Source organism: Paenibacillus sp. NPDC056933, from assembly GCF_042674385.1.
Lineage (GTDB): Bacteria > Bacillota > Bacilli > Paenibacillales > Paenibacillaceae > Paenibacillus.
In genome coordinates this window covers 1,241,157-1,261,534 of the sequence record NZ_JBHUQN010000001.1, presented here as the reverse complement: position 1 = coordinate 1,261,534, position 20,378 = coordinate 1,241,157, and the positions used below count along the sequence as shown (strand labels likewise).

General features: G+C 45.8%; 17 protein-coding genes, 1 tRNA gene and 2 pseudogenes. 2 read left to right on the top strand and 18 right to left on the bottom strand.

Going from position 1 to position 20,378, the window contains the following annotated elements; all coding sequences use genetic code 11:
• Positions 1–194: 194 nt before the first annotated feature.
• Positions 195–362: pseudogene (locus ACFTRD_RS05795) on the bottom strand (SUMF1/EgtB/PvdO family nonheme iron enzyme); the annotation flags it as partial.
• A gap of 151 nt (positions 363–513) precedes the next feature.
• On the opposite strand from ACFTRD_RS05795, the gene ACFTRD_RS05790 reads away from it, so the two are divergent.
• Complete coding sequence (locus ACFTRD_RS05790) at positions 514–897, top strand: LysM peptidoglycan-binding domain-containing protein (RefSeq protein WP_192265826.1); 384 nt, start codon at positions 514–516, stop codon at positions 895–897.
• A 438-nt stretch (positions 898–1,335) separates the two neighbouring features.
• On the opposite strand, the gene ACFTRD_RS05785 is transcribed toward ACFTRD_RS05790, so the two are convergent.
• The 7 genes and pseudogenes from ACFTRD_RS05785 to nrdR all read right to left on the bottom strand — a co-directional run bounded on the left by ACFTRD_RS05785 (position 1,336) and on the right by nrdR (position 8,248).
• The gene (locus tag ACFTRD_RS05785; protein WP_379378112.1) at positions 1,336–2,265 is read right to left on the bottom strand and encodes an NAD(P)-dependent alcohol dehydrogenase; all 930 of its coding nucleotides are present in this window, start codon (positions 2,263–2,265) and stop codon (positions 1,336–1,338) included.
• Positions 2,266–2,390: 125 nt separating this feature from the next.
• Positions 2,391–5,087 carry a winged helix-turn-helix domain-containing protein gene (locus ACFTRD_RS05780; RefSeq protein ID WP_379378111.1) on the bottom strand — a complete coding sequence of 899 codons (2,697 nt, stop codon included), beginning with the start codon at positions 5,085–5,087 and terminating at the stop codon, positions 2,391–2,393.
• Between the two features lie 331 nt (positions 5,088–5,418).
• Positions 5,419–5,529: pseudogene (locus tag ACFTRD_RS05775) on the bottom strand (BBE domain-containing protein); the annotation flags it as partial.
• A gap of 173 nt (positions 5,530–5,702) precedes the next feature.
• Positions 5,703–6,224 (bottom strand): MarR family winged helix-turn-helix transcriptional regulator, encoded by a 522-nt coding sequence (locus ACFTRD_RS05770; RefSeq protein ID WP_379378110.1) that lies wholly within the window; start codon positions 6,222–6,224, stop codon positions 5,703–5,705.
• A 59-nt stretch (positions 6,225–6,283) separates the two neighbouring features.
• Complete coding sequence (locus ACFTRD_RS05765) at positions 6,284–7,093, bottom strand: alpha/beta hydrolase (protein WP_379378109.1); 810 nt, start codon at positions 7,091–7,093, stop codon at positions 6,284–6,286.
• A gap of 439 nt (positions 7,094–7,532) precedes the next feature.
• Positions 7,533–7,605, bottom strand: a tRNA-Ala gene (locus ACFTRD_RS05760).
• Positions 7,606–7,780: 175 nt separating this feature from the next.
• The gene (gene nrdR, locus ACFTRD_RS05755) at positions 7,781–8,248 is read right to left on the bottom strand and encodes a transcriptional regulator NrdR (RefSeq protein ID WP_024629154.1); all 468 of its coding nucleotides are present in this window, start codon (positions 8,246–8,248) and stop codon (positions 7,781–7,783) included.
• A gap of 113 nt (positions 8,249–8,361) precedes the next feature.
• Here nrdR and ACFTRD_RS05750 point away from each other — a divergent pair, with 113 nt between their 5' ends.
• Entirely contained in the window at positions 8,362–8,583 is a 222-nt protein-coding gene (locus ACFTRD_RS05750; RefSeq protein WP_053783555.1) for an alpha/beta-type small acid-soluble spore protein, read from the top strand.
• A 154-nt stretch (positions 8,584–8,737) separates the two neighbouring features.
• Here the strand turns inward: ACFTRD_RS05750 and ACFTRD_RS05745 are convergent, their stop codons facing one another.
• The 10 genes from ACFTRD_RS05745 to pnpS form a co-directional block, all read right to left on the bottom strand.
• Positions 8,738–9,301 (bottom strand): lytic transglycosylase domain-containing protein, encoded by a 564-nt coding sequence (locus tag ACFTRD_RS05745; protein ID WP_379378108.1) that lies wholly within the window; start codon positions 9,299–9,301, stop codon positions 8,738–8,740.
• Positions 9,298–9,894: a dephospho-CoA kinase gene (gene coaE / locus ACFTRD_RS05740; RefSeq protein ID WP_379378107.1), complete on the bottom strand. Its 597-nt coding sequence runs from the start codon at positions 9,892–9,894 to the stop codon at positions 9,298–9,300. The genes ACFTRD_RS05745 and coaE overlap by 4 nt, the downstream gene beginning before the upstream one ends.
• Before the next feature lie 9 nt (positions 9,895–9,903).
• Positions 9,904–10,677 carry a manganese efflux pump gene (locus ACFTRD_RS05735; RefSeq protein ID WP_379378106.1) on the bottom strand — a complete coding sequence of 258 codons (774 nt, stop codon included), beginning with the start codon at positions 10,675–10,677 and terminating at the stop codon, positions 9,904–9,906.
• Positions 10,678–10,830: 153 nt separating this feature from the next.
• Entirely contained in the window at positions 10,831–11,661 is an 831-nt protein-coding gene (gene mutM / locus ACFTRD_RS05730; RefSeq protein ID WP_379378105.1) for a DNA-formamidopyrimidine glycosylase, read from the bottom strand.
• A 115-nt stretch (positions 11,662–11,776) separates the two neighbouring features.
• Positions 11,777–14,431: a DNA polymerase I gene (gene polA, locus ACFTRD_RS05725; RefSeq protein ID WP_379378104.1), complete on the bottom strand. Its 2,655-nt coding sequence runs from the start codon at positions 14,429–14,431 to the stop codon at positions 11,777–11,779.
• Positions 14,432–14,647: 216 nt separating this feature from the next.
• Entirely contained in the window at positions 14,648–15,307 is a 660-nt protein-coding gene (gene phoU / locus ACFTRD_RS05720; RefSeq protein ID WP_192265809.1) for a phosphate signaling complex protein PhoU, read from the bottom strand.
• Positions 15,308–15,370: 63 nt separating this feature from the next.
• Positions 15,371–16,126 carry a phosphate ABC transporter ATP-binding protein PstB gene (gene pstB / locus ACFTRD_RS05715; RefSeq protein ID WP_379378103.1) on the bottom strand — a complete coding sequence of 252 codons (756 nt, stop codon included), beginning with the start codon at positions 16,124–16,126 and terminating at the stop codon, positions 15,371–15,373.
• A gap of 240 nt (positions 16,127–16,366) precedes the next feature.
• Positions 16,367–17,545, bottom strand: a complete 1,179-nt coding sequence (locus tag ACFTRD_RS05710; RefSeq protein WP_379378102.1) for a methyl-accepting chemotaxis protein — start codon at positions 17,543–17,545, stop codon at positions 16,367–16,369.
• A 152-nt stretch (positions 17,546–17,697) separates the two neighbouring features.
• The gene (locus tag ACFTRD_RS05705; RefSeq protein ID WP_192265804.1) at positions 17,698–18,426 is read right to left on the bottom strand and encodes a response regulator transcription factor; all 729 of its coding nucleotides are present in this window, start codon (positions 18,424–18,426) and stop codon (positions 17,698–17,700) included.
• Positions 18,427–18,543: 117 nt separating this feature from the next.
• Positions 18,544–20,373: a two-component system histidine kinase PnpS gene (pnpS, locus tag ACFTRD_RS05700; RefSeq protein ID WP_379378101.1), complete on the bottom strand. Its 1,830-nt coding sequence runs from the start codon at positions 20,371–20,373 to the stop codon at positions 18,544–18,546.
• Positions 20,374–20,378 lie beyond the last annotated feature (5 nt).

Below are 20,378 nucleotides of genomic sequence, written 5' to 3'. Positions count from 1 at the left end.
GCGGGTAGCAAATAGATATTTCCGTTATCGGATGTATAAGACTATTTTAACATCGTGTCTTCCTGCAGAATACTATCAATCAGAGCAACCCGCCCGGATTGACTCCTTAACTATTAACAGAAAACGTAATCATGAATTAGATATTCCGTGACAAAGGTACAGAACGTGATCGGCTTTCACAATCTCATCCTGTGACTTTTGGGTTCCTTTTTGCCGACCTCACGGACCAAGCCCTCCGAATTTTTCTCATACCAAGCGATCTCATCAAGCTCGCGATACCTGGTTGTTCCCGCTTTACATGCATACTGCCATTCCACTTCTGTAGGAAGACGGTAGCTATCTGTTCCCAAGTTACAGACGACACTCTAAATTCTTTAACCGGACTCCATACGTTCCCAAAAATCGCAAGCCCTGATGATTTACTCAGAGTAGCGAAGAAGAATTTAAGTAACGTTTTGTTATCTGGGTCATATAGTGAATAGACAAATGACTATTTCTTAGGAGGTTTTTTTTATGGATCGTGGATTTGGAGGAGGGTTCGGGCGTCCTTTCTTTCGACCGTTTCCCCATCCGTTTTTCCCCCGTCGTTTCTTGTTCCCTTTCTTCTTCTTTTCACCCTTTTTCTTTCCATTCTTTAGGGATGGTAATTCAGACGACATGTTATTCGCGCAACATAGCTGCCATCCAGGTGACACACTTGCCTCGATCGGCCATAAATATAACATGCCTCATTCCATTCTAGAGGAAGCTAACCCTCACCTTGCTAACCCAAGTCAATTGAGCCCAGGAGAAATCGTGTATATCCCGCGCATATCAAACATGATGTGCCAAAAGACATATTCAGAGATGCCTACTTCCATACAACAACAGACGATGCAGCATGGACAAAAAGCATAATCTATACCTGTTACGCTAATCTACACGATAGAATAAGCAGGCTCTACCGGTGGTATTTCCAACCAGGTCATTCAAATGATTACCGATATGCCCATTGCCGTTTCTTTCTCCATCTTGCTTATCATGATGAAATGGTTGGCAAAGAAAAGTTCCAATTTAAACACTTCCCAAACTCAGATCGAAATGTAATTCAAATACCCTTGAGTTTTTCAGTGCTCAAGGGTATTTTTTTCTAAAGAGAGAACAAATTAACAATGTATGATCTGAACTTTTTTGAAAAATAAAGTTGCAACTTTCAGAATACCCGCATTTCGGGTAACATAGCTTAACGATTGTCTCCGGAACTAGTCACAAACCGGATTAATATAGGGCCTATTCAACACAAAAACACGCCCTATGGCGTGTTCGCTAAGCCGTTGTCTTATGTTGGACCTATCTTCATTCTCCACCGTCGTGTCCAACCGTAATAATTACATTCCCCTTTTTATGTCCTTTCTCCACATAGTGGTACGCATCGGCAATTTGCTCCAAAGGGTACCGTCGATCGATAACTGACCGGATGTCTCCGGCTTCTGTCAGCTCTTTGAGGAGCAACAAGTCCTTTTCACTTACCTTGGCAATGCCCTGCCCATCCACGGTTATATATCTACCGCTGGGCTCCATTGCTTTCCTGCATTGAGCTTTTGAAATTTTCCCTACAGCATCAAAAATCAAATCATAACGTTGGCCTTTTTCAGCGAAATTTTCCATCGTATAATCGATAACGTGATGTGCTCCAAGCGATCTCACTAACCCGGCATTTGCTCCGCTGCACACTCCAGTAACTTCTGATCCAAAATGGTTGGCTAGCTGGACAGCGGCCGTGCCTACCGCTCCTGAAGCACCATAAATCAGAACCTTTTGTCCGCTCTGGATCTTTCCTTTTCGCAAAAAATGTAGCGCAGTTGTTCCGCCAAACGGAATGGCTGCGGCTTCCTCATATGTCGCGTTAACCGGTTTAAGAGCGACTGGCGCGTCTTCGGACAGACATATATATTGCGCATGTGCACCAAATCGCATTCCGTTTAATGCATACACCTGATCACCTTTCTTGAATCTTCTGACATCTTCGCCTATAGCTACAACCTCTCCTGCCAGCTCCACACCCAGAACTGAATTCCTCGGTTTGCTGATGCCAAGAAACAGACGCATGGGAATCCAGTACAATAACGGACTCTTGAAACCTCGGACCCTGCAGTCCCCGGATGTTACCGTGGTTGCGTGGATTTTAATTTGTATTTCCCGATTCTTGGGGGAATCTTTGGCAATGTCCATGAGCTTAAGAACATCATCTGGTGATCCATATTTGGTACATACGATAGCTTTCATACATCTCCTCCATTACCTCGATTTGGAATCAGTATATCCGAAAAGAGGTATGTGGACGTAGATACTAAAGTATGGTTTTAACATATGTCTCCGACCAATACTCGCAAACATTTGTCCCTTTTATCTTACAAAAGGTCCCATTCACGTGCCCGAGCTACTGCTTCGGTACGACGCTTCACCTGTAACTTGTCAAAAATAGCCCGATTATGCCCTTTGACCGTAGGAAGTGCAATATGAAGCTTCTCACTAATCTCACGATTGGATCGTCCTTGATCAATTAACCTCAGCACTTCCAGCTCTCGCTCGCTCAGAGGATCATTTTTCAGCTCAGATACATTTAACTGCAATTGCTTCATGTTTCGATTCTCATCCGAAGTGAGTCCCTTCCTCAACCGTTCTGCTTCAAAAGCCATCCACAATTGGTGCCAATAACTTTGTACGTTTCCATGAGGCATCATTTTCTTTAACAAGTTGTACATGGGTACACCTTCATCTATAAACATCCGAATCATGCCTGCCGGCTCAGCTATCACCAGAGATTCCTCCAGAAGGCTTTTGGCTCTTTCAATCATCCCATGTTCATGGAATATAACTGCCAAGAAAATCTTTGCCTTGAGTTGATCATCCTTAGAGTTACTGGCTTCTGTATCTGCAAGAAGGGATTCCATTATAGATAGCGCATCCGAAATCTTGCCTTGTGCCAAAAGTACCCTGGCCTGACTGCAAGGAAGCTCACTCTCCTGTGACAATCGTTCAGCTTCCTGCAGATTGTTCTGGTGAATCAATACAAGAACATATTCAGCCGTAATACCTGGTATCTGTTTCACATATTTTTGCTGACGGGCAATAACGTCATTTTTTTTCAATATAGCAGCAGCTCGGCATATATCCGAGGCAGCAACCATTACCTTCGCGAGAATTACCTCACTGGCAACAACTCGGTCTGTCTGCCCGAATTGATGGGCCAACTGTACGCTCTGTTGGGCATGATGCGTGGCAGCGTTCAATTCGTTCCACTCATAATTCACTCGTGCAAGTCCCAGATGAGCCTCACAAGCAATAGGCAACGGAGGATTGCCTGCCAGGTTTAACACACGGCGATAGTGTTCTGCCGCCAGATGCAACTGGTTATCCGCTTCCTGTATATTTCCCAGACCAAGCGTAGCCATGATTGTAATGATGTGATGCCCTATATTTTCACTGTTCAACAAAGCTTCCATATAAGATAATCCGGCTTCATCTCTTTTTCCCTGAAGCTGGTAAGCATAACCCAGCGTCCAGGCTGTAGCTGCACGGACTGGTAGATTGTCAGGATGCAAGCTTTTCAGCGCAAGTTGTGATTCCGCAATAATGATATCTGTTTCGTGCCTGCTGACTGCCAGTGTAGCCCGTATGGAGGCCATATGACCAATAATGTCGGGGTCAACCCCGGCATTACCTCTGAGCTGAATGGCTTGTTCAGCAGCTTTCAATTTTGGCTCAACCTCTGCCAGATGGCCTGCCATTAACAATGCAGAAGCATACATGACCCATAGTGAGGGCATGGCATTCATCTCTGTTGCCGATAAGGAACGTAACCAATGGAGAGCAGGAGCAATCGCCCCCCGAAAGAGCAGTGGCATCCCCTTTCCATCCAGCAAACGTGCGGTTCGATCAATATCTCCCGAGGCTGCGGCATGGTGGAAAGATTCAAGTTCGAAATTATTATCCTCATACCAGATGCTGGCCAGTTTATGTATTTCTGCAATACTATTCTCAGGGTCAACTGTTCCGTTCACCAAACTTTGGTGAAGCCTTTTTCTAAGCAAATCTGCAAAAAGATGATGGTACCGATACCAGCGCCGCTCATTGTCCAGCGGTACAACGAACAGGTTGGATTGCTCAAGCCATTCCAGCATGTGTTGTCCAGATGAATCAACTGGCAGAGACTCTTTGTTATTGCCAGCCTGAAATACAGCATCGCACAGAGGGCCGCATAACCGATCAAGAATGGAGGTTCGCAACAGAAAGGTCTGTATCCTTTCAGTTTGAAGCTCCAAAACTTCTTCGACCAGATAGTCCAGAATAAACGGATGATTGCCATTAAAAGAGTCCATGAAAGCCTTTGGATCAGAAGATCGCTGTATGGATAAGGCAGCTAATTGCAAGCCTGCAATCCAACCCTCTGTCCGGGCTTCAAGTAACATCGAGTCCTCCTGTGAAAGGATCACTCCCATGACCTGATTTAGAAACATATTTGCTTCCGTAGAGGTAAAACGCAAATCACTATCGCCAATCTCAATTACCTGATTCCTTGCTCGCAGACGTGGGAGGGACATTCTCGGCTGCTGACGAGTAGTAATGATTAGATGCATATGCGATGGCATATGGTCCAGCATATAGCCAAGGATGTCGTTAATCTGCTCCGATTGAATAAAGTGATAGTCGTCAAGCACAAGAACAATAGAATTTGATATAACAGAGACTTCATTCAGAAGATAGGTAATCATCGTATCCGTTGGAAGTAGCTGCTGGGATTGGATAGACATAGTGATTCCCTCATCAAGTGAGGGGACGATGTGATTCATGGCAGCAAAAAGATACATTAGAAATCGTGCCGGATCGTTATCTGCTTCTTCCAGTGAGATCCAGACAATCGAATGGGGACTAGTTTCGAGCCACTGACTGACTAGCGTTGTTTTGCCAGAGCCGGCAGCGGCGGAGACCAGAGTGAGCTTGCGTTGCACCCCTTCGTCTAGAAGCTCGGTCAGACGCGGTCGATCGACCAGTTTGGATCGGAGCACAGGACTATGTAATTTGGTAAATAAAATAGGAACAGGCAAGACCAAAACCCCCATTCTAAAATTGCGGTACGTGGCACAACATAGTAGACATAGTCCTTATCTCCATCCAGTTTAACCCGCTGGTTATACGTAGTCCAATTTATGGCAGGTTAGTAGCATTTATAACTCTGCACGGTGTGTTGGCTCCATTAGCTCAGTGAACGAAGAGTGGTTTCATATTTGACTTCCACCATCAGACTTCGGTTCCGCCTCACAAACGGCTGACCGCACAACCGAAGTCCATAATGAAACTAAGAAGTCACGTTTTATCTTGCGAGGACGGCCTGCCCCAGCAAGAAAATTATCTAACCTTTTGCGCTTCGCGCCGGATTTAATACTTTGGATTGTTGAACACATTTTTAGGATCATATTTGGCTTTTACTCTCCGCAATCTGGCATAGTTAGTACCATAGTACACTGGCCCGGAATTCTTAATTCCTTGGCAGCAATTCAACATAAGCACCATATACTGTATGAAGGACATTAGCGGAGGGAATGGGCTAATGTGTGAAATAAAAAAAGAGTTTACCTTCAGGCTATTCAGCTTGAGGGCGAACTCTTTCGGACGTGCGATGATTATAATGATATCAACTTGTAAATTTAAACTGAATTTACTCACGCATCACCATCATCCATTTTAATGAGCTTGCGTGGTTCCTGTTCTTTTTCACCATACCAGACGAGCACATCTGCGAGCAGATCCAAGATACGAATAAAGCTCTCCTTGTTTGCTTCTGAGATTTGGTCTGCCTGTTTAAAAATGTCATCAAAACAAAGCTTGCGGACAAATTCAGTGTAATTTGCATATACCTCCCGACCTTTGTCTGAAGGTTTTACGTAGATATCTTTGCGGTTACCGCTTAAATGATATTTCTCAAGCAATCCTTTTTCCTTTAAGTTTTTAACGTTTTTGGAGAATGTACTGCGGCTTACGCCGAGGCGTGCAGCCATTTCGGACATTTTCTCTTCTTGATCCTCCGCTTCCAGAATATATTCGAGCGTCTGAATCTGTGAAGCAGAGAACGTCATATCTGTTCCGTAACTTCGCTGCAACTTATACGTGTTTGAGTATGCATTTCCGTACTTAATGATCTTCTCAATAAGATCCCGATGGTCGCCCATCCAATCTAATTTCATGCGTAATCCCTTTCACCTTCATATTCTCAGGCTTTCTCTCTCTATCTAATGTACTGAAATCAGATATGTTTTTCAATCCATACGATGGCTTCTTCGATGACTTCATCGCGACTTGGTTCGTTAAAGATCTCATGCATGAGATGTGCGTAGATTTTCAATGTTTTATCCGTCGAAGCGATATCCCCGTAAAAGTCACGAGAATCCTGTTCGCTCACCAGCCCGTCATTCGCTCCATGTAGTACAAGTACCGGATCGACGAATTGCTTCGCATGTTCTTTCAGCCACGCTACTCCGTAGCCCAAACTATTAAATAAATCTACGGATATCTGTTTTTCTACCAATGGGTCGCTTGCGTAAGCGGATACAACTTCAGGATCACTGCATACGCCGCTTCCAAGTTCATTTGGAAAATACGTACCCAACGGAAGATCAAGCGGTAGTTCGCCAGCCACTTTCGTATGATAACGGGTAAGTGCTCCTGATAAAACAATGCCTTTCACTTTGCCTGGATATTTGGTTCCGAACGATGAAGTAGCAAAGCCTCCCATACTATGTCCAATGACATAAAGAGGGATGTTACCACTCTCTTGCAGTGCCGCTTCGACAATGACATTCACATCTTCAATGATGTGATGAAAGTCACTGTAAAACGTACGCTGTCCTTCTGATCTGGCATGACCCCGATGGTCGAAGCGATATACATTAAACCCACGTTTGTTTAGCTTCTCCGTCAAATAATCGTAGCGCCCGGCATGCTCACACAAACCATGAACAATAACCACGGCTGCCTTCGCATCACGAACTGAATTTTTACTAAAATAAAGCTGAGTACCATCAAAGGATTCAATAGTTGTCTCGATTTTGTCCATATTTATTTTCCCCTTCCAAGGTGCTCAAGTACAAGCATGTTAGCTGAAAGATTACATCCTTTGGACTATGAGCATGTTTAGTTTGCTATGCTTTGTTATGACTCATGAACGAGATTATACTCACAGAAAATTATATTGTTTCTTACAGAAACAATATAACATCCGGTTATCGCTTTGTCTATAATTTAATTGAAGCGTTTACATTAAAATTTAATATCAAATTCTTACCTTGTTTTATGTCACTGTTCGTTCATTTATAATCTAATTATTACGGGGAATACACATGTGTTATATTAGAGCCACTCATCAGGAAATCACCAAAAAATCCTTCACTGTGACCATTCATGTGACCACGACCTTAAAATCAAATCATTTTCTCATAGCAAAAACCCGCCAAACACTCGGAAATCCTTGTGTTTAGCGGGTTCTTTAGTTTTTATGGAGCCTAGGGGGATCGAACCCCTGACCTCATCGCTGCCAGCGATGCGCTCTCCCAGCTGAGCTAAGGCCCCTTATTAAGTTGGCCTACTTTTTTGCAACACTCCGCAGGCGACTTCTATATCATATAAAATACAGCTTTTGCTGTCAACCACTTTTTCATGAACTTAAAGTGATTGGAGAAGAACAACCTTTTACCTGGAACAGATGACCGTAACCCAGACTGCTCTTCTCCATTTATGCACTCCATTAATCCTCGATGTCTTCTTTGGACAAAAGAGATTTTAATTCTTTCATGAACATATTAATGTCTTTGAATTGACGATACACCGAAGCAAAACGTACATACGCTACTTCGTCCACCGGAAACAGCTGTTCCATCAGCAATTCGCCAATTTGGCGGCTCTCGACTTCAGCATCGGCTGTATTCCGCAAAGCCTTTTCCGTTTCGGATACCATCATCTCCAGTGTCTCTACGGAGACTGGACGTTTTTCACATGCCCGGATCAGTCCACGGAGGATCTTGTCCCGACTGAATTCCTCCCGACTGCCATCTTTCTTGATCACGATCAGCGGTGTTTCTTCCACCATTTCAAAAGTTGTAAATCGACGGCTACATTGCTCACACTCCCGACGACGACGAATCGATTTCGATTCATTGGCTGGCCTTGAATCAAGCACTTTTGTGCCCAGATACGCGCAATAAGGACATTTCAATTCAGATCACTTCCCATGTTTTACTTTTACCACAAATTCCCTGTTATCAATAGTTATGAAAATCGTATTGCCGACACATAATACTTTTACCAACCGCGAGGAGGTGAACAGCAATGGCACAAAGCAACGGTAACTCCAACAACCTGGTGGTAACTAAAGCTTCCGCAGCTCTCGAACAACTGAAATATGAAGTTGCTCAAGAACTCGGAATCAGCATCCCACAAGACGGATACCAAGGTAACATGACTTCTTACGAGAACGGTTCGATCGGTGGATACATCACGAAGCGTCTGGTAACAATTGCAGAACAGCAATTGGCAGGTCAATACCAATAATATCTGCATCGTAATACTGTAATACAGAGGAGCATGGGGCGGCCGGTGAACAACCGGCCTGCTCTGTGCTTCTACATATTTCAGACAACGATTTTCAGACAAAGATAAGAACATTTAAAAATCCATCCAAACCTATATCACTAAAATGTCTACCTTAGAACGTATTATAGATCTTTACATATTGATTATAATAATAAATGACTCGTTGTACATAGTGCCGGGTCTCACCAAACGGAATATCCTTGACGTTCTCGAATGAGCCGTCCCATACACCATCCCTCAGCCATGAATTTACTTTGCCTGGACCTGCGTTGTATGCGGCAATCATTGCCGCTTCATTTCCATCGAATTGGTCTGATAGATTGCGTAAATACCAAGTACCTAACTGAATATTTCTTTCAGGTTCATGCTTTAATTCTTCCAGCGATGTGCCTGGAATTTTGCCTTGTTCCATAATCCAGTTCGCGGTGTCCGGCATGAGCTGCATCAGCCCAATGGCACCTCTCTTCGATTCCTTGCTTGTCTTGAAATTGGTCTCCACCTTGATGATGGAAGCGATGAGAAACGGATCGACCTCATAACTCTGCGACTGGGCGCGAATTTCTTCCTTGTAATGAATGGGGTAGAACCAGGCCATCCAATTTGTATTCAGGAACAGGACCAACACAAAAGACACAAACATCAACAATAAAACTCGTTTCTTACGCAGCAATCTCATAATAAGCCCTTACGATGCAAAAATGAAATGATCTGCGTCTCCGTCTCTGACCATAAGCCGCTGTTATCAATGACAATGTCAGCACGCTGCTTCTTATCTTCAATGTCCATCTGCGTGTCCATTCGGGCCTCAGCCTGTTCCGCCGTCATTCCATCCCGGCTCATTAGCCGTTCCCGTTGTACAGACCTCGGGACGTACACAACCATCACTTCTTCGAAGCCATCCTCCAGCCCTGACTCATACAATAAAGGGATATCGGATACGACAAGCTTGTCCGGGTGCTCCAGTTCGTATGCAGCAGCACGCTCGCGCATTTCCTTACGGATCGCAGGATGCGTAATAGCCTCCAACGCTTTCCGTTCTTCCGGACTCTGAAAAACAATACTGCCCAGCTTCTTCCGATCCAGTGTTCCGTCCTCATTTAAAATGGCTTGTCCGAACCGCTGAACAGCCGCAGTCAAAACGGGATGCCCGGGCAGCATTACTTCCCGGGCAATAACATCTGCATCAATGAGCAACGCTCCCTTACTGGCGAGAAAGGCAGACACACTGCTTTTGCCTGTCGCGATCCCGCCGGTTAAGCCAATATTCATTATTTCACCTCACAACAACTTCATTATTCCCATAATCATTAATAAAAGTGCCGGCAGTACAGATAATCTTCGCATCCAACGCAGAGCAGCGAAGCGCAAGCCAACCTTCATACCCAGTAACAGAAATGCCCCACTAAACAATGCAATAATTAATGCCGTCCACAACGTGGGGAATCCTAGTAATGCCGCTCCCAGTCCTGCACCAAAAGCATCCAGAGACAGAGCTATGCCAAGCCACATCGCTTCCTGTACGGATATACTTCCCGAGTTATCCATATCCGCCTTCGAGGGGCTGCGCAGAATCTGAATCACAACACCCAATTTTCTCAGCTCGATTGTAAAGACCATTCGTTCCAGAGATCTACCGGAGGAAGATTGCTCAAGGTCAAGCGCAAGCACCTGATTTCTGCCTTTTGACAGAGCCTCTGGTGCTGCTCTACTCCCACTTCGAATAATTCCTGCTTCGGCTCCCTCATCCGTTCCATTGTCCATCTCCAGCTGTTCCTTGCCTTGTTTACGAATAAGCTGCAGCAATGACCATGCGCCAATACCGATCAGGATGACTGCCCCAACCATCGAAGCCACGTCCGGAGATACCACATGAGACAAAAGCACACCCACTTGCATGGATAACGCAATAACCAGACCCGAACAGATAGAAATGACGGCAATGGATAACAGCGGAATTTTGGTCCTCCGCAGCCCATATGTAATCCCGACTCCAAAACCATCTAAACTAAGCGCCAAAGCAAGCGCCAGCAATGAAATAAAATGATGCAGCACCCCGGATTCCTCCCCTGTGCGAACTCGTTCCAACTGGCAGCTGCCAGTATGGGTATACGCCCGCTTATTTCTGCCATATCAGTATATGGAGGGAGTAATCCAAGGGTGCTACAATTTAACGATTTCGATCATGCTACCATACCCGGTACCGATTCAACGCAGCGGCTGACACTTCGGACAATAATGTGTTCCCCTGCCGCCTACTACGCTCTTCTCGATTAATGTACCACACGTTGCACAGGGTTCGGACTTGCGTCCATATATTTTCAACTGATGCTGGAACATCCCCATTTCGCCCTGTCCATTCACATATGATTTGATGGAAGATCCACCTGCATCCACCGCATCCTGAAGCGTAGCCACGATCGCCTCATGCAGAACGGTTAACTGGGCTTCTGTTAACGTCTTGGCAATGGTCTCCGGGTGAATGCCTGCGCGGAATAAAGCCTCGTCCACATAAATATTCCCGATCCCGACCACATATGCCTGATTTAACAGCACGGCCTTGATTTTGGTTGTCCGCTTGCCAACAGCATCACGGAATGCATCTACGGTAAAGGCAGGATCGAGCGGCTCCAGGCCCAGCTTTAACAATGGTTTGGATACCAGTTCCTCGCCTGCGCTGAATAGATGCATTGTACCAAACTGACGTACATCCTTATAACGTAATTCTGTACCATCGGTAAAGTGAAAGATCACATGGGTATGCTTTTCCACTTCCTCATGTTGTTGGTATACCCCGTACCTTCCTTCCATCCGCAGATGGGAGACAAGCACCAGCCCGTCCAGCAAAATACGCAAAAACTTGCCTCTGCGCTCCACACCAATCACGGTATGACCCGCAAGTTCCAGTGCAAATGCATCTATGTCGTCCGGCCGCTGAATAATCCGCGGCAAGCTAACGGTAACTGAGTCAATGGTCTTGCCCACAATAAGTTGATTCAATGTTCTTCTGACTGTTTCGACTTCCGGTAATTCCGGCATGATGTTCTCACCTCCCCTATATTATAACGGAAGATGGCGCTCAGCGGGACCCTTCTTGTGTCAAAAGCAGTTGAAAAACATATTGTAAAATAACGGAAAGTCCTTGCAGGGCCTGCTATTTGGCTTCATACCAGTTTTCACCGTAGCTGACTTCCGCTTTCAGCGGTACAGACAGCTTTAATGCTTTTTCCATCACTGAAGGTACGAGCTCTTTCATCAGCTCCAGTTCATCGGCAGGTACTTCGAATACAAGCTCATCGTGTACCTGAAGCAGCATACGACTCTTCAGCTTGCGTTCACGCAGCGCTTCGTCCATCTGAACCATGGCCAGCTTGATGATATCAGCCGCTGTTCCCTGAATCGGTGTATTCATTGCTGTACGCTCTGCAAAAGAACGAAGGTTGAAGTTGCTCGCATTAATCTCTGGCAGATAGCGACGACGTTCCAGCATGGTTTTGACATAACCATCCTGACGCGCTTCCTTCACAATATCGTCCATATATCGGCGAACACCCTGGAATACTTCGAAATATTGATCGATAAACTGGGCAGCCTCTTTACGGGTAATATGCAGGTTCTGGGACAAACCGTAATCGCTGATTCCATACACGATACCGAAGTTTACCGCCTTGGCTGAACGACGCATATCTCCATCCACATCCTCAGGCTTTACCCCAAACACATCCGAAGCGGTTTTCGTATGGATATCCATATCGTTGACAAAAGCTTCCTTCAGTCGCTCGTCATCCGAAATATGTGCAAGAACACGCAGTTCAATCTGTGAATAGTCTGCTGCCAGAATGGACCAACCCGGTTCTGAAGGGACAAACACCTTCCGGATTTTGCGGCCTTCCTCCATCCGAATCGGAATGTTCTGCAAGTTCGGGAATTGACTGCTCAGACGTCCGGTAGCCGCAATCGTCTGACGGTAATACGTATGCACCTTGCCATCCTTGTCTGAAATCTCTTTGAGCAGCCCTTCTACATATGTGGACTGCAACTTGGCAAGTTGACGATATTGCAGAATGTGCTTAACCACATCATTATATGGAGCCAGTTTTTCCAATACTTCGGCATCTGTAGAGTAACCTGTCTTTGTTTTCTTGACCACAGGCAGACCGAGTCTATCGAATAAAATCTCACCCAGCTGCTTCGGTGAATTCAGATTGAATTCCGTACCGGAAAGCTTGTAGATTTCCGCCATCAATCTGCTGATATTTTCTTCGAACTCACTGCCCAAAGCTTTCAAATCTGCCGTATTCGCCTTAATCCCCTGTTTCTCCATATCCGCAAGAATACGTGACAATGGCATCTCCAGTTCATGGAAAAGTGCATTCATCTCATTGCTCTCCAAGGCCTGCTCCTGAAGTGGAATAATGGCTGCTACGGCTGCCGCTTTACGGCACAGGAAATCACCTAGTATATCCTGGTCAGGCACTTTGTATTTTGCACCTTTGCCCAGCACCGTATCATCCTCCACAAGGGAAGGCAGGCCATATTTCGTGGTTAAGCCACTGATGGTCTGATTGGATTCGGTTGGATCGAGTAAATAGGCAGCCAGCTGCACATCGAAAGACGCTCCTGCGAACTCAATGCCATGCGCATGCAGCGCTAAATCGACACGATGCAGATCATAGCCGCGCTTGGGCTGTTCCGGATTACCGAGCCATTCCCGTACCGGAGCGGCTGCGCTGGACTGAAGCAATTCGGGTGACAGGAATGTGTAGGTTCCAGCTGAACCTAATGCGAGTCCAACCAGTTTCGCTTGATGCGGGTTATCGCCATGTGTCTCCACATGCAGCACATCAATGGATTCAAGTGAGCCAAACAGCTCACCAATCGTTTCCTCTGTGGCGATGGAGGACTGCACCTCTGCGGCGGGAACAGCCTCCTGTTCAGAGACTATACTTCCACGGAATGAAAGACGTTCGAGCAGAGATTTGAATTCGAGCTTCGCCAAGGCCGGGCCTGCAAGTTCCTCTTTCAACCCGGCAAACTGCATATCATCCCACGTTTGTTCCAATGGAACTTCCCGGTGGATTGTGGCAAGCTGCTTGCTCATCCGTGCATCTTCGGCGTGAGCCTCAATCTTTTCTTTCATTTTACCTTTCAGCTCACTTGTGCCGTTAAGAACATCCTCAACCGATCCGAACTGGTGCAGCAGCTTCAGCGCCGTTTTCTCACCAACACCGGGAATGCCCGGTATATTATCGGACGTATCGCCCATCAGACCTTTGAGGTCAATGATTTGTAACGGAGTCAAGCCATAGCGCTCCTTGATCTGAGCAGGATCATACAATTCAATGTCGGTGACGCCTTTGCGCGTAAGGCCGATATGAACATGATCAGAGGCGAGCTGCAGCATATCTTTGTCACCCGATACAACCAGTACCTGTCTTCCTGCTTCATCGGCACGTTTGGTTAACGTTCCAATAATATCGTCCGCTTCGAATCCAGCAAGCTCAAACTGGGCAATGCCGAAACCCTGCAGCAGTTCTTTCAGCAGTGGAAATTGCTCAGACAGCTCCGGTGGGGTTTTCTCCCGGCCACCCTTATACTCCTGGTAACCTTCGTGGCGGAACGTGACTTTCCCCGCGTCAAATGCGACCATCACATGAGTCGGTTTGTGTTCTTCCAGCAATCGCAGCAGCATCGTCGTAAAACCGTACACCGCATTGGTATGCAGACCTTTCGAGTTGGTCAGAGGCGGCATTGCAAAAAATGCCCGGTAAATAATGCTATTTCCATCTATGAGAATAAACTTGTCCATTCCAGCACCTCGCGTATCGTATGGTCAAACCTTCAATTACATCTACTCTAATGATACCATACACACCAGTTACAACAAAAAGATTAGCCATCTTTTCACGTCATTTCTTACCAGCAAAAAAAAGAACCTCTCCACAGACAACCTGATCACAGGCTGCCGGAAGAAAGTTCCTTGGTTTTGAACAAACGATTCTATAATTATACTGTACTCCGTTAACTACTGATTGAGATCCGGGCGTTTGCCTGTTACCAGATACACTGTACTTTCACCGATGTTCGTTGCATGGTCTCCAATCCGTTCGATATAACGTCCAACCATCATTAGAAGCATGGCCTGGGACGCTTTATTCGGATGGTCTGTCATGAACGAGTAGAGGTCACTGATCATATGACTGTACAATTGGTCAACCTGGTCATCCGTTTGAGCCATTTTGTAGGCTAGGTCCGTATTTTCCTTCAGGAAGGATTCAATGGATTCATCAACCATCGCTTTGACGATTTCCGCCATTCTTGGAATGTCTACAAGAGGTTTAATAAGCTGCTGTCCCTCCATACGAAGGGTCACCTTCGCTACATCCAGTGCAAGGTCGCCCATCCGTTCCAGATCACTTGAGATTTTGAAAGCAACGATAATACGTCGCAGATCCTTCGCTACTGGCTGTTGCGTAATGATTAGCTTGGAACCCAGTTCCATAATCTTGTCTTCCAGGGCATTCAGATTCGCATCATTCTTGATGATGACCTGAGCTTTCTCGGCATCCATCGTTTGTAAACTTTCAATGGCGCCATCCAGTGCCGTCCCTACATGCTCACCCATTTGCCGAAGCAGTGTGCGCAGTTCCTCTAGCTCTTGATCAAATTCTTTTCTGCGAATCATAGGTTTCATGTCCTCCTTATCCATCATCTCCGGACACACCGGGATCGTTCGAACTTGGCTTGATTATCCGAACCGTCCGGATATATAATCCTCGGTTCGGGAATCCTGCGGTGTGGAAAACAAAGTTTCTGTATCAGCTGCCTCAACCACTTCCCCATTCAGGAAAAAAACAGTGCGACCTGATACCCTTGCTGCCTGATGCATGTTGTGAGTTACCATCACAATCGTGTACTTATGGTGCAACTCCTTGACCAGTTCCTCGATTTTGAGCGTCGAAATCGGATCAAGTGCAGACGTCGCTTCATCCATCAGCAAAACGTCAGGCTGCACGGCCAGGGCACGTGCAATACAAAGACGCTGCTGTTGTCCACCGGACAGACTGAGTGCCGACTTTTTGAGCACATCTTTCACTTCATCCCACAGTGCAGCATGCACAAGACTCTGCTCAACCAGCTTATCCAGCTCGGCCTTGTTGGTCACCCCATGAAGGCGTGGTCCATAAGCTACGTTATCGTAAATGGATTTTGGAAAAGGGTTAGGCTGCTGAAACACCATACCAACCCTTTTGCGCAGCGTCTCGACTTCAATCTCATTGCTATAAATGTCGGAACCGTCCAACATAACTTGTCCTTCCACACGCACGCCTGGAATCATATCATTCATCCGGTTCAGCGTACGAAGCAAGGTAGATTTACCGCAACCTGATGGTCCGATAAACGCAGTAACCGTTCTCTCGGGCAGATCCATCGATATATTTTTAAGCGCGTGATGCGTATCATAGTATAGATTTAGTCCATCAATATGAATGAGATCCTTCATGGATGTTCACTTCTCCTTCGCTGCAGGGACAACCAGACTCCCTTTACGTTGACCGATGCCAATATTCGAACTTGGCTTTTGGCCATCTATAACATCCTACCTTCTCATTGTAAAAACAGTATCACTTTCATGTTAACGGAATGTAAAAAAGACATCTTTCACAGCCATCCATGATTGATCCAATCACAGATGATGAATGATGTCTGAAATGTCTAAATCCGTTCCCGTAGGAATCAATGGTTACGAATCAGTTACCATATCTTGAAGCTTCCTGTTAATATGTTCTGCCATTTCTCCGGCTTTCTTGCCTTCAGTGGCAATCCCCTCTGCAATGCGGGACATGCCAGCCACTGAGGTGCTCAGTTGTTTAAATGCCCTCCCTCCTGCGGTTACATGTACCGAACTGTCGTCGATTTCAGCTGAGCTTGCCCTAACAAGTTCCACAGTCTGTTGAGTCAATTCACTTATATTCTCCAGCAAAGAAGACATATTGCCCGCAACCTCTCGGGTTTGTCTGGCCAGAGCACGAATCTCACCTGCGACGACCTGGAACCCAAGTCCATACTCACCCGCATGAGCCGCCTCAATTGAAGCATTCATGGCAAGCAACCCACTCTGATCTGCGAGAGAGCGAATGGAACGCGCCATTTTGGCTCCTGTTTCAATCGAAGTCAACATCTCACTGGCATGTTGTCGTTGTCCTTCCATATGCTGATGCACGCGGTTATACGAAGCCTCAACCAGCAACAGACTCTTCTCCCCTTGCTCTGACCATTTCATAATCTGTCGGGCTTCTTCTCCTGCATTCCATGCAGCTTGAACGAGATGGGTGATCGAATCATTAATTCCGGAAATTTCTTGTCGACTGTCTTCAATGATGTGTGTACGCTCTTCACCAGCCTTGTGCTGAAGTCTGCGAGACAAGGACATCACATCCCGCATCGTAAGCACGCCCAATACTTTATGCTCTTCCGTTAGGATTAAACAATCGTAGAACTGCTTTTCACTTCGAGACAGAGCAATATCAATAATACCTAAAGCATCCATGCCAACATCTACAATAACTGGGGATGAATCAGCAATACGCGAAATAGGCTTGTGATAAAACAAATCCGCAGCAAAGCGCCCATTCAGAATCTTGTATAATGTTTCCCGCATTAATAGACCAAGCGGATGCATCTGATCGTCACATAATACAATACAGGGATACTCCTGATCCTTATTTAGCATGCCAGCCGCTTCCCCACAAGTTGTGTGAATCCCAACCATGGGAACTTTACGACAATAGTCCCTTAAGTGAACTTGATTTCTCGAAGCAACTGCTACCTTTTCCTCTTGACCCAATCTGGTTGCTATTACCTCTTGCGTATATATCGTTTCTTCTCGTTGATCAGGTTTCACTTCGAGCAACATGGGCATAAATGCGCAATCTCCTTTACGTATGAGCTCCGTCCTGAGATGGGATATGTAGGTCCAAAGTATCACTCGGACAGCTTCATCCTACTCCTTATACGTAAAGGAAAATAATTCTTTATGTTAACAGAATGTAAAATAAAACTCCCCGATCAATGTTAGCTTGAATGATGGGGAGTTTTTCTTTTCACAACCAATTTATAACCTACACCGCGAATGGAATCGATATGGACTGATTCCGGGTCCAGTTCCAGCTTCTTCCGTAATGAACTGACGTGAACATCCACCGTTCGTTGACCTCCGATATAATCGAAGCCCCAGACCGCATTCATCAGGTCATCCCGTGTAAGAACCACACCAGGCTTCTTGGCGAGATAGAGCAGAACTTCAAATTCCTTGGGACGTAAACTGATGGATTGTCCACCCAGTGTAACTTCATATTTCAATGGATAAATCTCCAGTTCTCCCAGTATAATACGGGAACCGTCTTTGTCCTCGGGTTGCGGCAGATCTTCACCATTGGAATAACGTCTTAACACGGCATCCACTCTGGCAAGCAATTCGGATACACCAAATGGCTTGGTGATATAATCATCAGCACCTGATTTCAGACCTTGTACAACCTCGGCTTCACCATTTTTGGCTGTCAAAATAATAACCGGTGTGCTCACACCCTGAATTCGTAACTTGTTCAGAATGTCCAGACCATTCATTCCTGGAAGCATCAGATCCAGCAAAATCAGATCAAATTCCTGGGACAAGGCCCTGTCATATCCTGCAGATCCATGATCCTCAGCAATAACATCATATCCTTCTTGTGTCAGGTTGTACGTAAGTAATCTTGATAATGTTGGTTCATCTTCAATAACAAGCAAACGCTGAGCCATGATACCCCTTCTCTCCTCATAGGTTGTCTGTTGCCACAACACTTTGTTTATCATAGCACTTAATTGTTAACTCTGTGTAAAACAACGCATTCCTTTTTACATTTCACTTCCATCGCTCTAGATTTCTTCATCCTGAATGAATGGAAGAATAACACGGAACGTTGTTCCCATGCCAAGTTCACTCTCTACAGACAGCTTGCCATGATGCAATTCAACCAGATGCTTAACAATCGAAAGTCCCAGTCCGGTACCTCCCGAGTTACGGGATCTGCCTTTGTCCACCCGATAGAAACGCTCAAAAATTCGCGGCAAATCTTTCTTTGGAATGCCAATCCCCGTGTCCGAAACTGCAAATACAACCTGTTCTGCGTCCTCGTTATGTTCAACCATCACTTGTAATTTTACCCGTCCACCCTCAGGGGTATAGTTAATGCCGTTGGATAACAAATTAATAAAAATCTGCTTCATCTTATCCTCATCAGCTTCAATATATAATTCCTCGGGAACATTCATCTCCAGACGAATATCTTTCTTCTCCGCCACCTTGGACAGCGTACCCAGTACCATCTCGAAGAACGAATGCACATGCACAGGTGAACACTGAAGCGGAGCACGTTTGGATTCAATTTTGGACAACTCCAGAATATCACCAATTAATCGATTCAGTCTGTCGCCCTCATCGTATATAATCTGCAAAAATGAACGCTCTGTTTCTTTATCCTGAACCCCGCCACTGAGAAGTGTTTCAGCAAAACCTTTGACTGCGGCCACGGGAGTCTTCAGTTCATGAGATACATTAGCTACAAACTCACTGCGCATCGTCTCTAGGCTGCGGATCGCTGTTACGTCCTGGAGGAGGAATAGCATCCCCCGATACGCACCATCATCTTCTGACATGGGTACCCCGTCAATACGAATCAATTTTTCCACCGGGTTGAATACACTTACTTCTTCGTGCATGGCCTCTCGCATGGCAACACTTTCTTCAATGGTTCGGGTCAGCTCATAATGCCGCTTCAATTCAATATACGGCTTGCCAGTCACCCGGTCTGCCTGAATGCCAAGCATACGCTCCGCTTCCCGGTTGACCAGCGCAATGGATTGACCTGCATCAATCATGACAATTCCGCCTGTCATATTGGCCAGGACACTTTGCAGCAGTGCTTCATTATCCCTGATCGTTTTCAGCTGCATCTGAAGGCTGTCTGCCATCCCATTAATGGCAAGTCCCAGTTGGCCAATCTCGTCATTTCGGGTTACATCCACTCTCGCATCATAATCCAGCTTGGTGATCCGATGTGCCACCTTCGTAATATGTTCAATAGGTGATGTCAGTCCCCGCGCAACCCTATAACTGACCAGAGCTACAATCAGGAACAGAAGCCCCAAGGTGAAAAACATTAAAATCCATCCCTGCTGAAGACCTTGATCCACCGCCTCAAGACTCATGGATAGCCTGATGTACCCGTCAAATTTTCCATTGGATAACTCGATCATGTCGCTTTGATCCGAATTCACAGGAAGCGCCACATACAGCATGTCCTGCCCTAATGTTTCACTATAACGAATCGAATGACCGTAATTTTGCTCACTGGCTTCCTTAATCTCCTTACGGTTCAAGTGGTTGTCCATTGATTTGGGATCGCTCTCCGAATCCCCAATGACCGTTCCATCTTTATTAATAAAGGTTACCCGTGAATCCGTCAGCCGATCCAGCTCAACAGCCCGGTCTGAGTAATATTTCTGTGTCTCTGCATTCGTCGGATCGGTTGCATCATGAAACGGAAACGTTGCTTTCAGCAAATTGATCTCACGCACCATCGTTTGCTCCAGTGCATTAATGTGGGTAGTCTTAAACACTCTGCCCATCGTATAACCCGCTACTATGACGGAGATACCGATCAGCACCATCATGATGATGGCAAGGCGAATTCGGAACGGTCTCATTTATA

What these genes read in the sequence shown, in the direction of transcription:
- ACFTRD_RS05750 (WP_053783555.1), top strand. Translation starts at nt 8,362, where the DNA reads ATGGCACAAAGCAACGGTAACTCCAACAACCTGGTGGTAACTAAAGCT.
- pnpS (WP_379378101.1), bottom strand. Translation starts at nt 20,373, where the DNA reads ATGAGACCGTTCCGAATTCGCCTTGCCATCATCATGATGGTGCTGATC.
- ACFTRD_RS05705 (WP_192265804.1), bottom strand. Translation starts at nt 18,426, where the DNA reads ATGGCTCAGCGTTTGCTTGTTATTGAAGATGAACCAACATTATCAAGA.
- coaE (WP_379378107.1), bottom strand. Translation starts at nt 9,894, where the DNA reads ATGAATATTGGCTTAACCGGCGGGATCGCGACAGGCAAAAGCAGTGTG.
- mutM (WP_379378105.1), bottom strand. Translation starts at nt 11,661, where the DNA reads ATGCCGGAATTACCGGAAGTCGAAACAGTCAGAAGAACATTGAATCAA.
- polA (WP_379378104.1), bottom strand. Translation starts at nt 14,431, where the DNA reads ATGGACAAGTTTATTCTCATAGATGGAAATAGCATTATTTACCGGGCA.
- ACFTRD_RS05790 (WP_192265826.1), top strand. Translation starts at nt 514, where the DNA reads ATGGATCGTGGATTTGGAGGAGGGTTCGGGCGTCCTTTCTTTCGACCG.
- ACFTRD_RS05710 (WP_379378102.1), bottom strand. Translation starts at nt 17,545, where the DNA reads ATGCCCATGTTGCTCGAAGTGAAACCTGATCAACGAGAAGAAACGATA.
- ACFTRD_RS05745 (WP_379378108.1), bottom strand. Translation starts at nt 9,301, where the DNA reads ATGAGATTGCTGCGTAAGAAACGAGTTTTATTGTTGATGTTTGTGTCT.
- ACFTRD_RS05765 (WP_379378109.1), bottom strand. Translation starts at nt 7,093, where the DNA reads ATGGACAAAATCGAGACAACTATTGAATCCTTTGATGGTACTCAGCTT.
- ACFTRD_RS05770 (WP_379378110.1), bottom strand. Translation starts at nt 6,224, where the DNA reads ATGAAATTAGATTGGATGGGCGACCATCGGGATCTTATTGAGAAGATC.
- phoU (WP_192265809.1), bottom strand. Translation starts at nt 15,307, where the DNA reads ATGATTCGCAGAAAAGAATTTGATCAAGAGCTAGAGGAACTGCGCACA.
- pstB (WP_379378103.1), bottom strand. Translation starts at nt 16,126, where the DNA reads ATGAAGGATCTCATTCATATTGATGGACTAAATCTATACTATGATACG.
- ACFTRD_RS05785 (WP_379378112.1), bottom strand. Translation starts at nt 2,265, where the DNA reads ATGAAAGCTATCGTATGTACCAAATATGGATCACCAGATGATGTTCTT.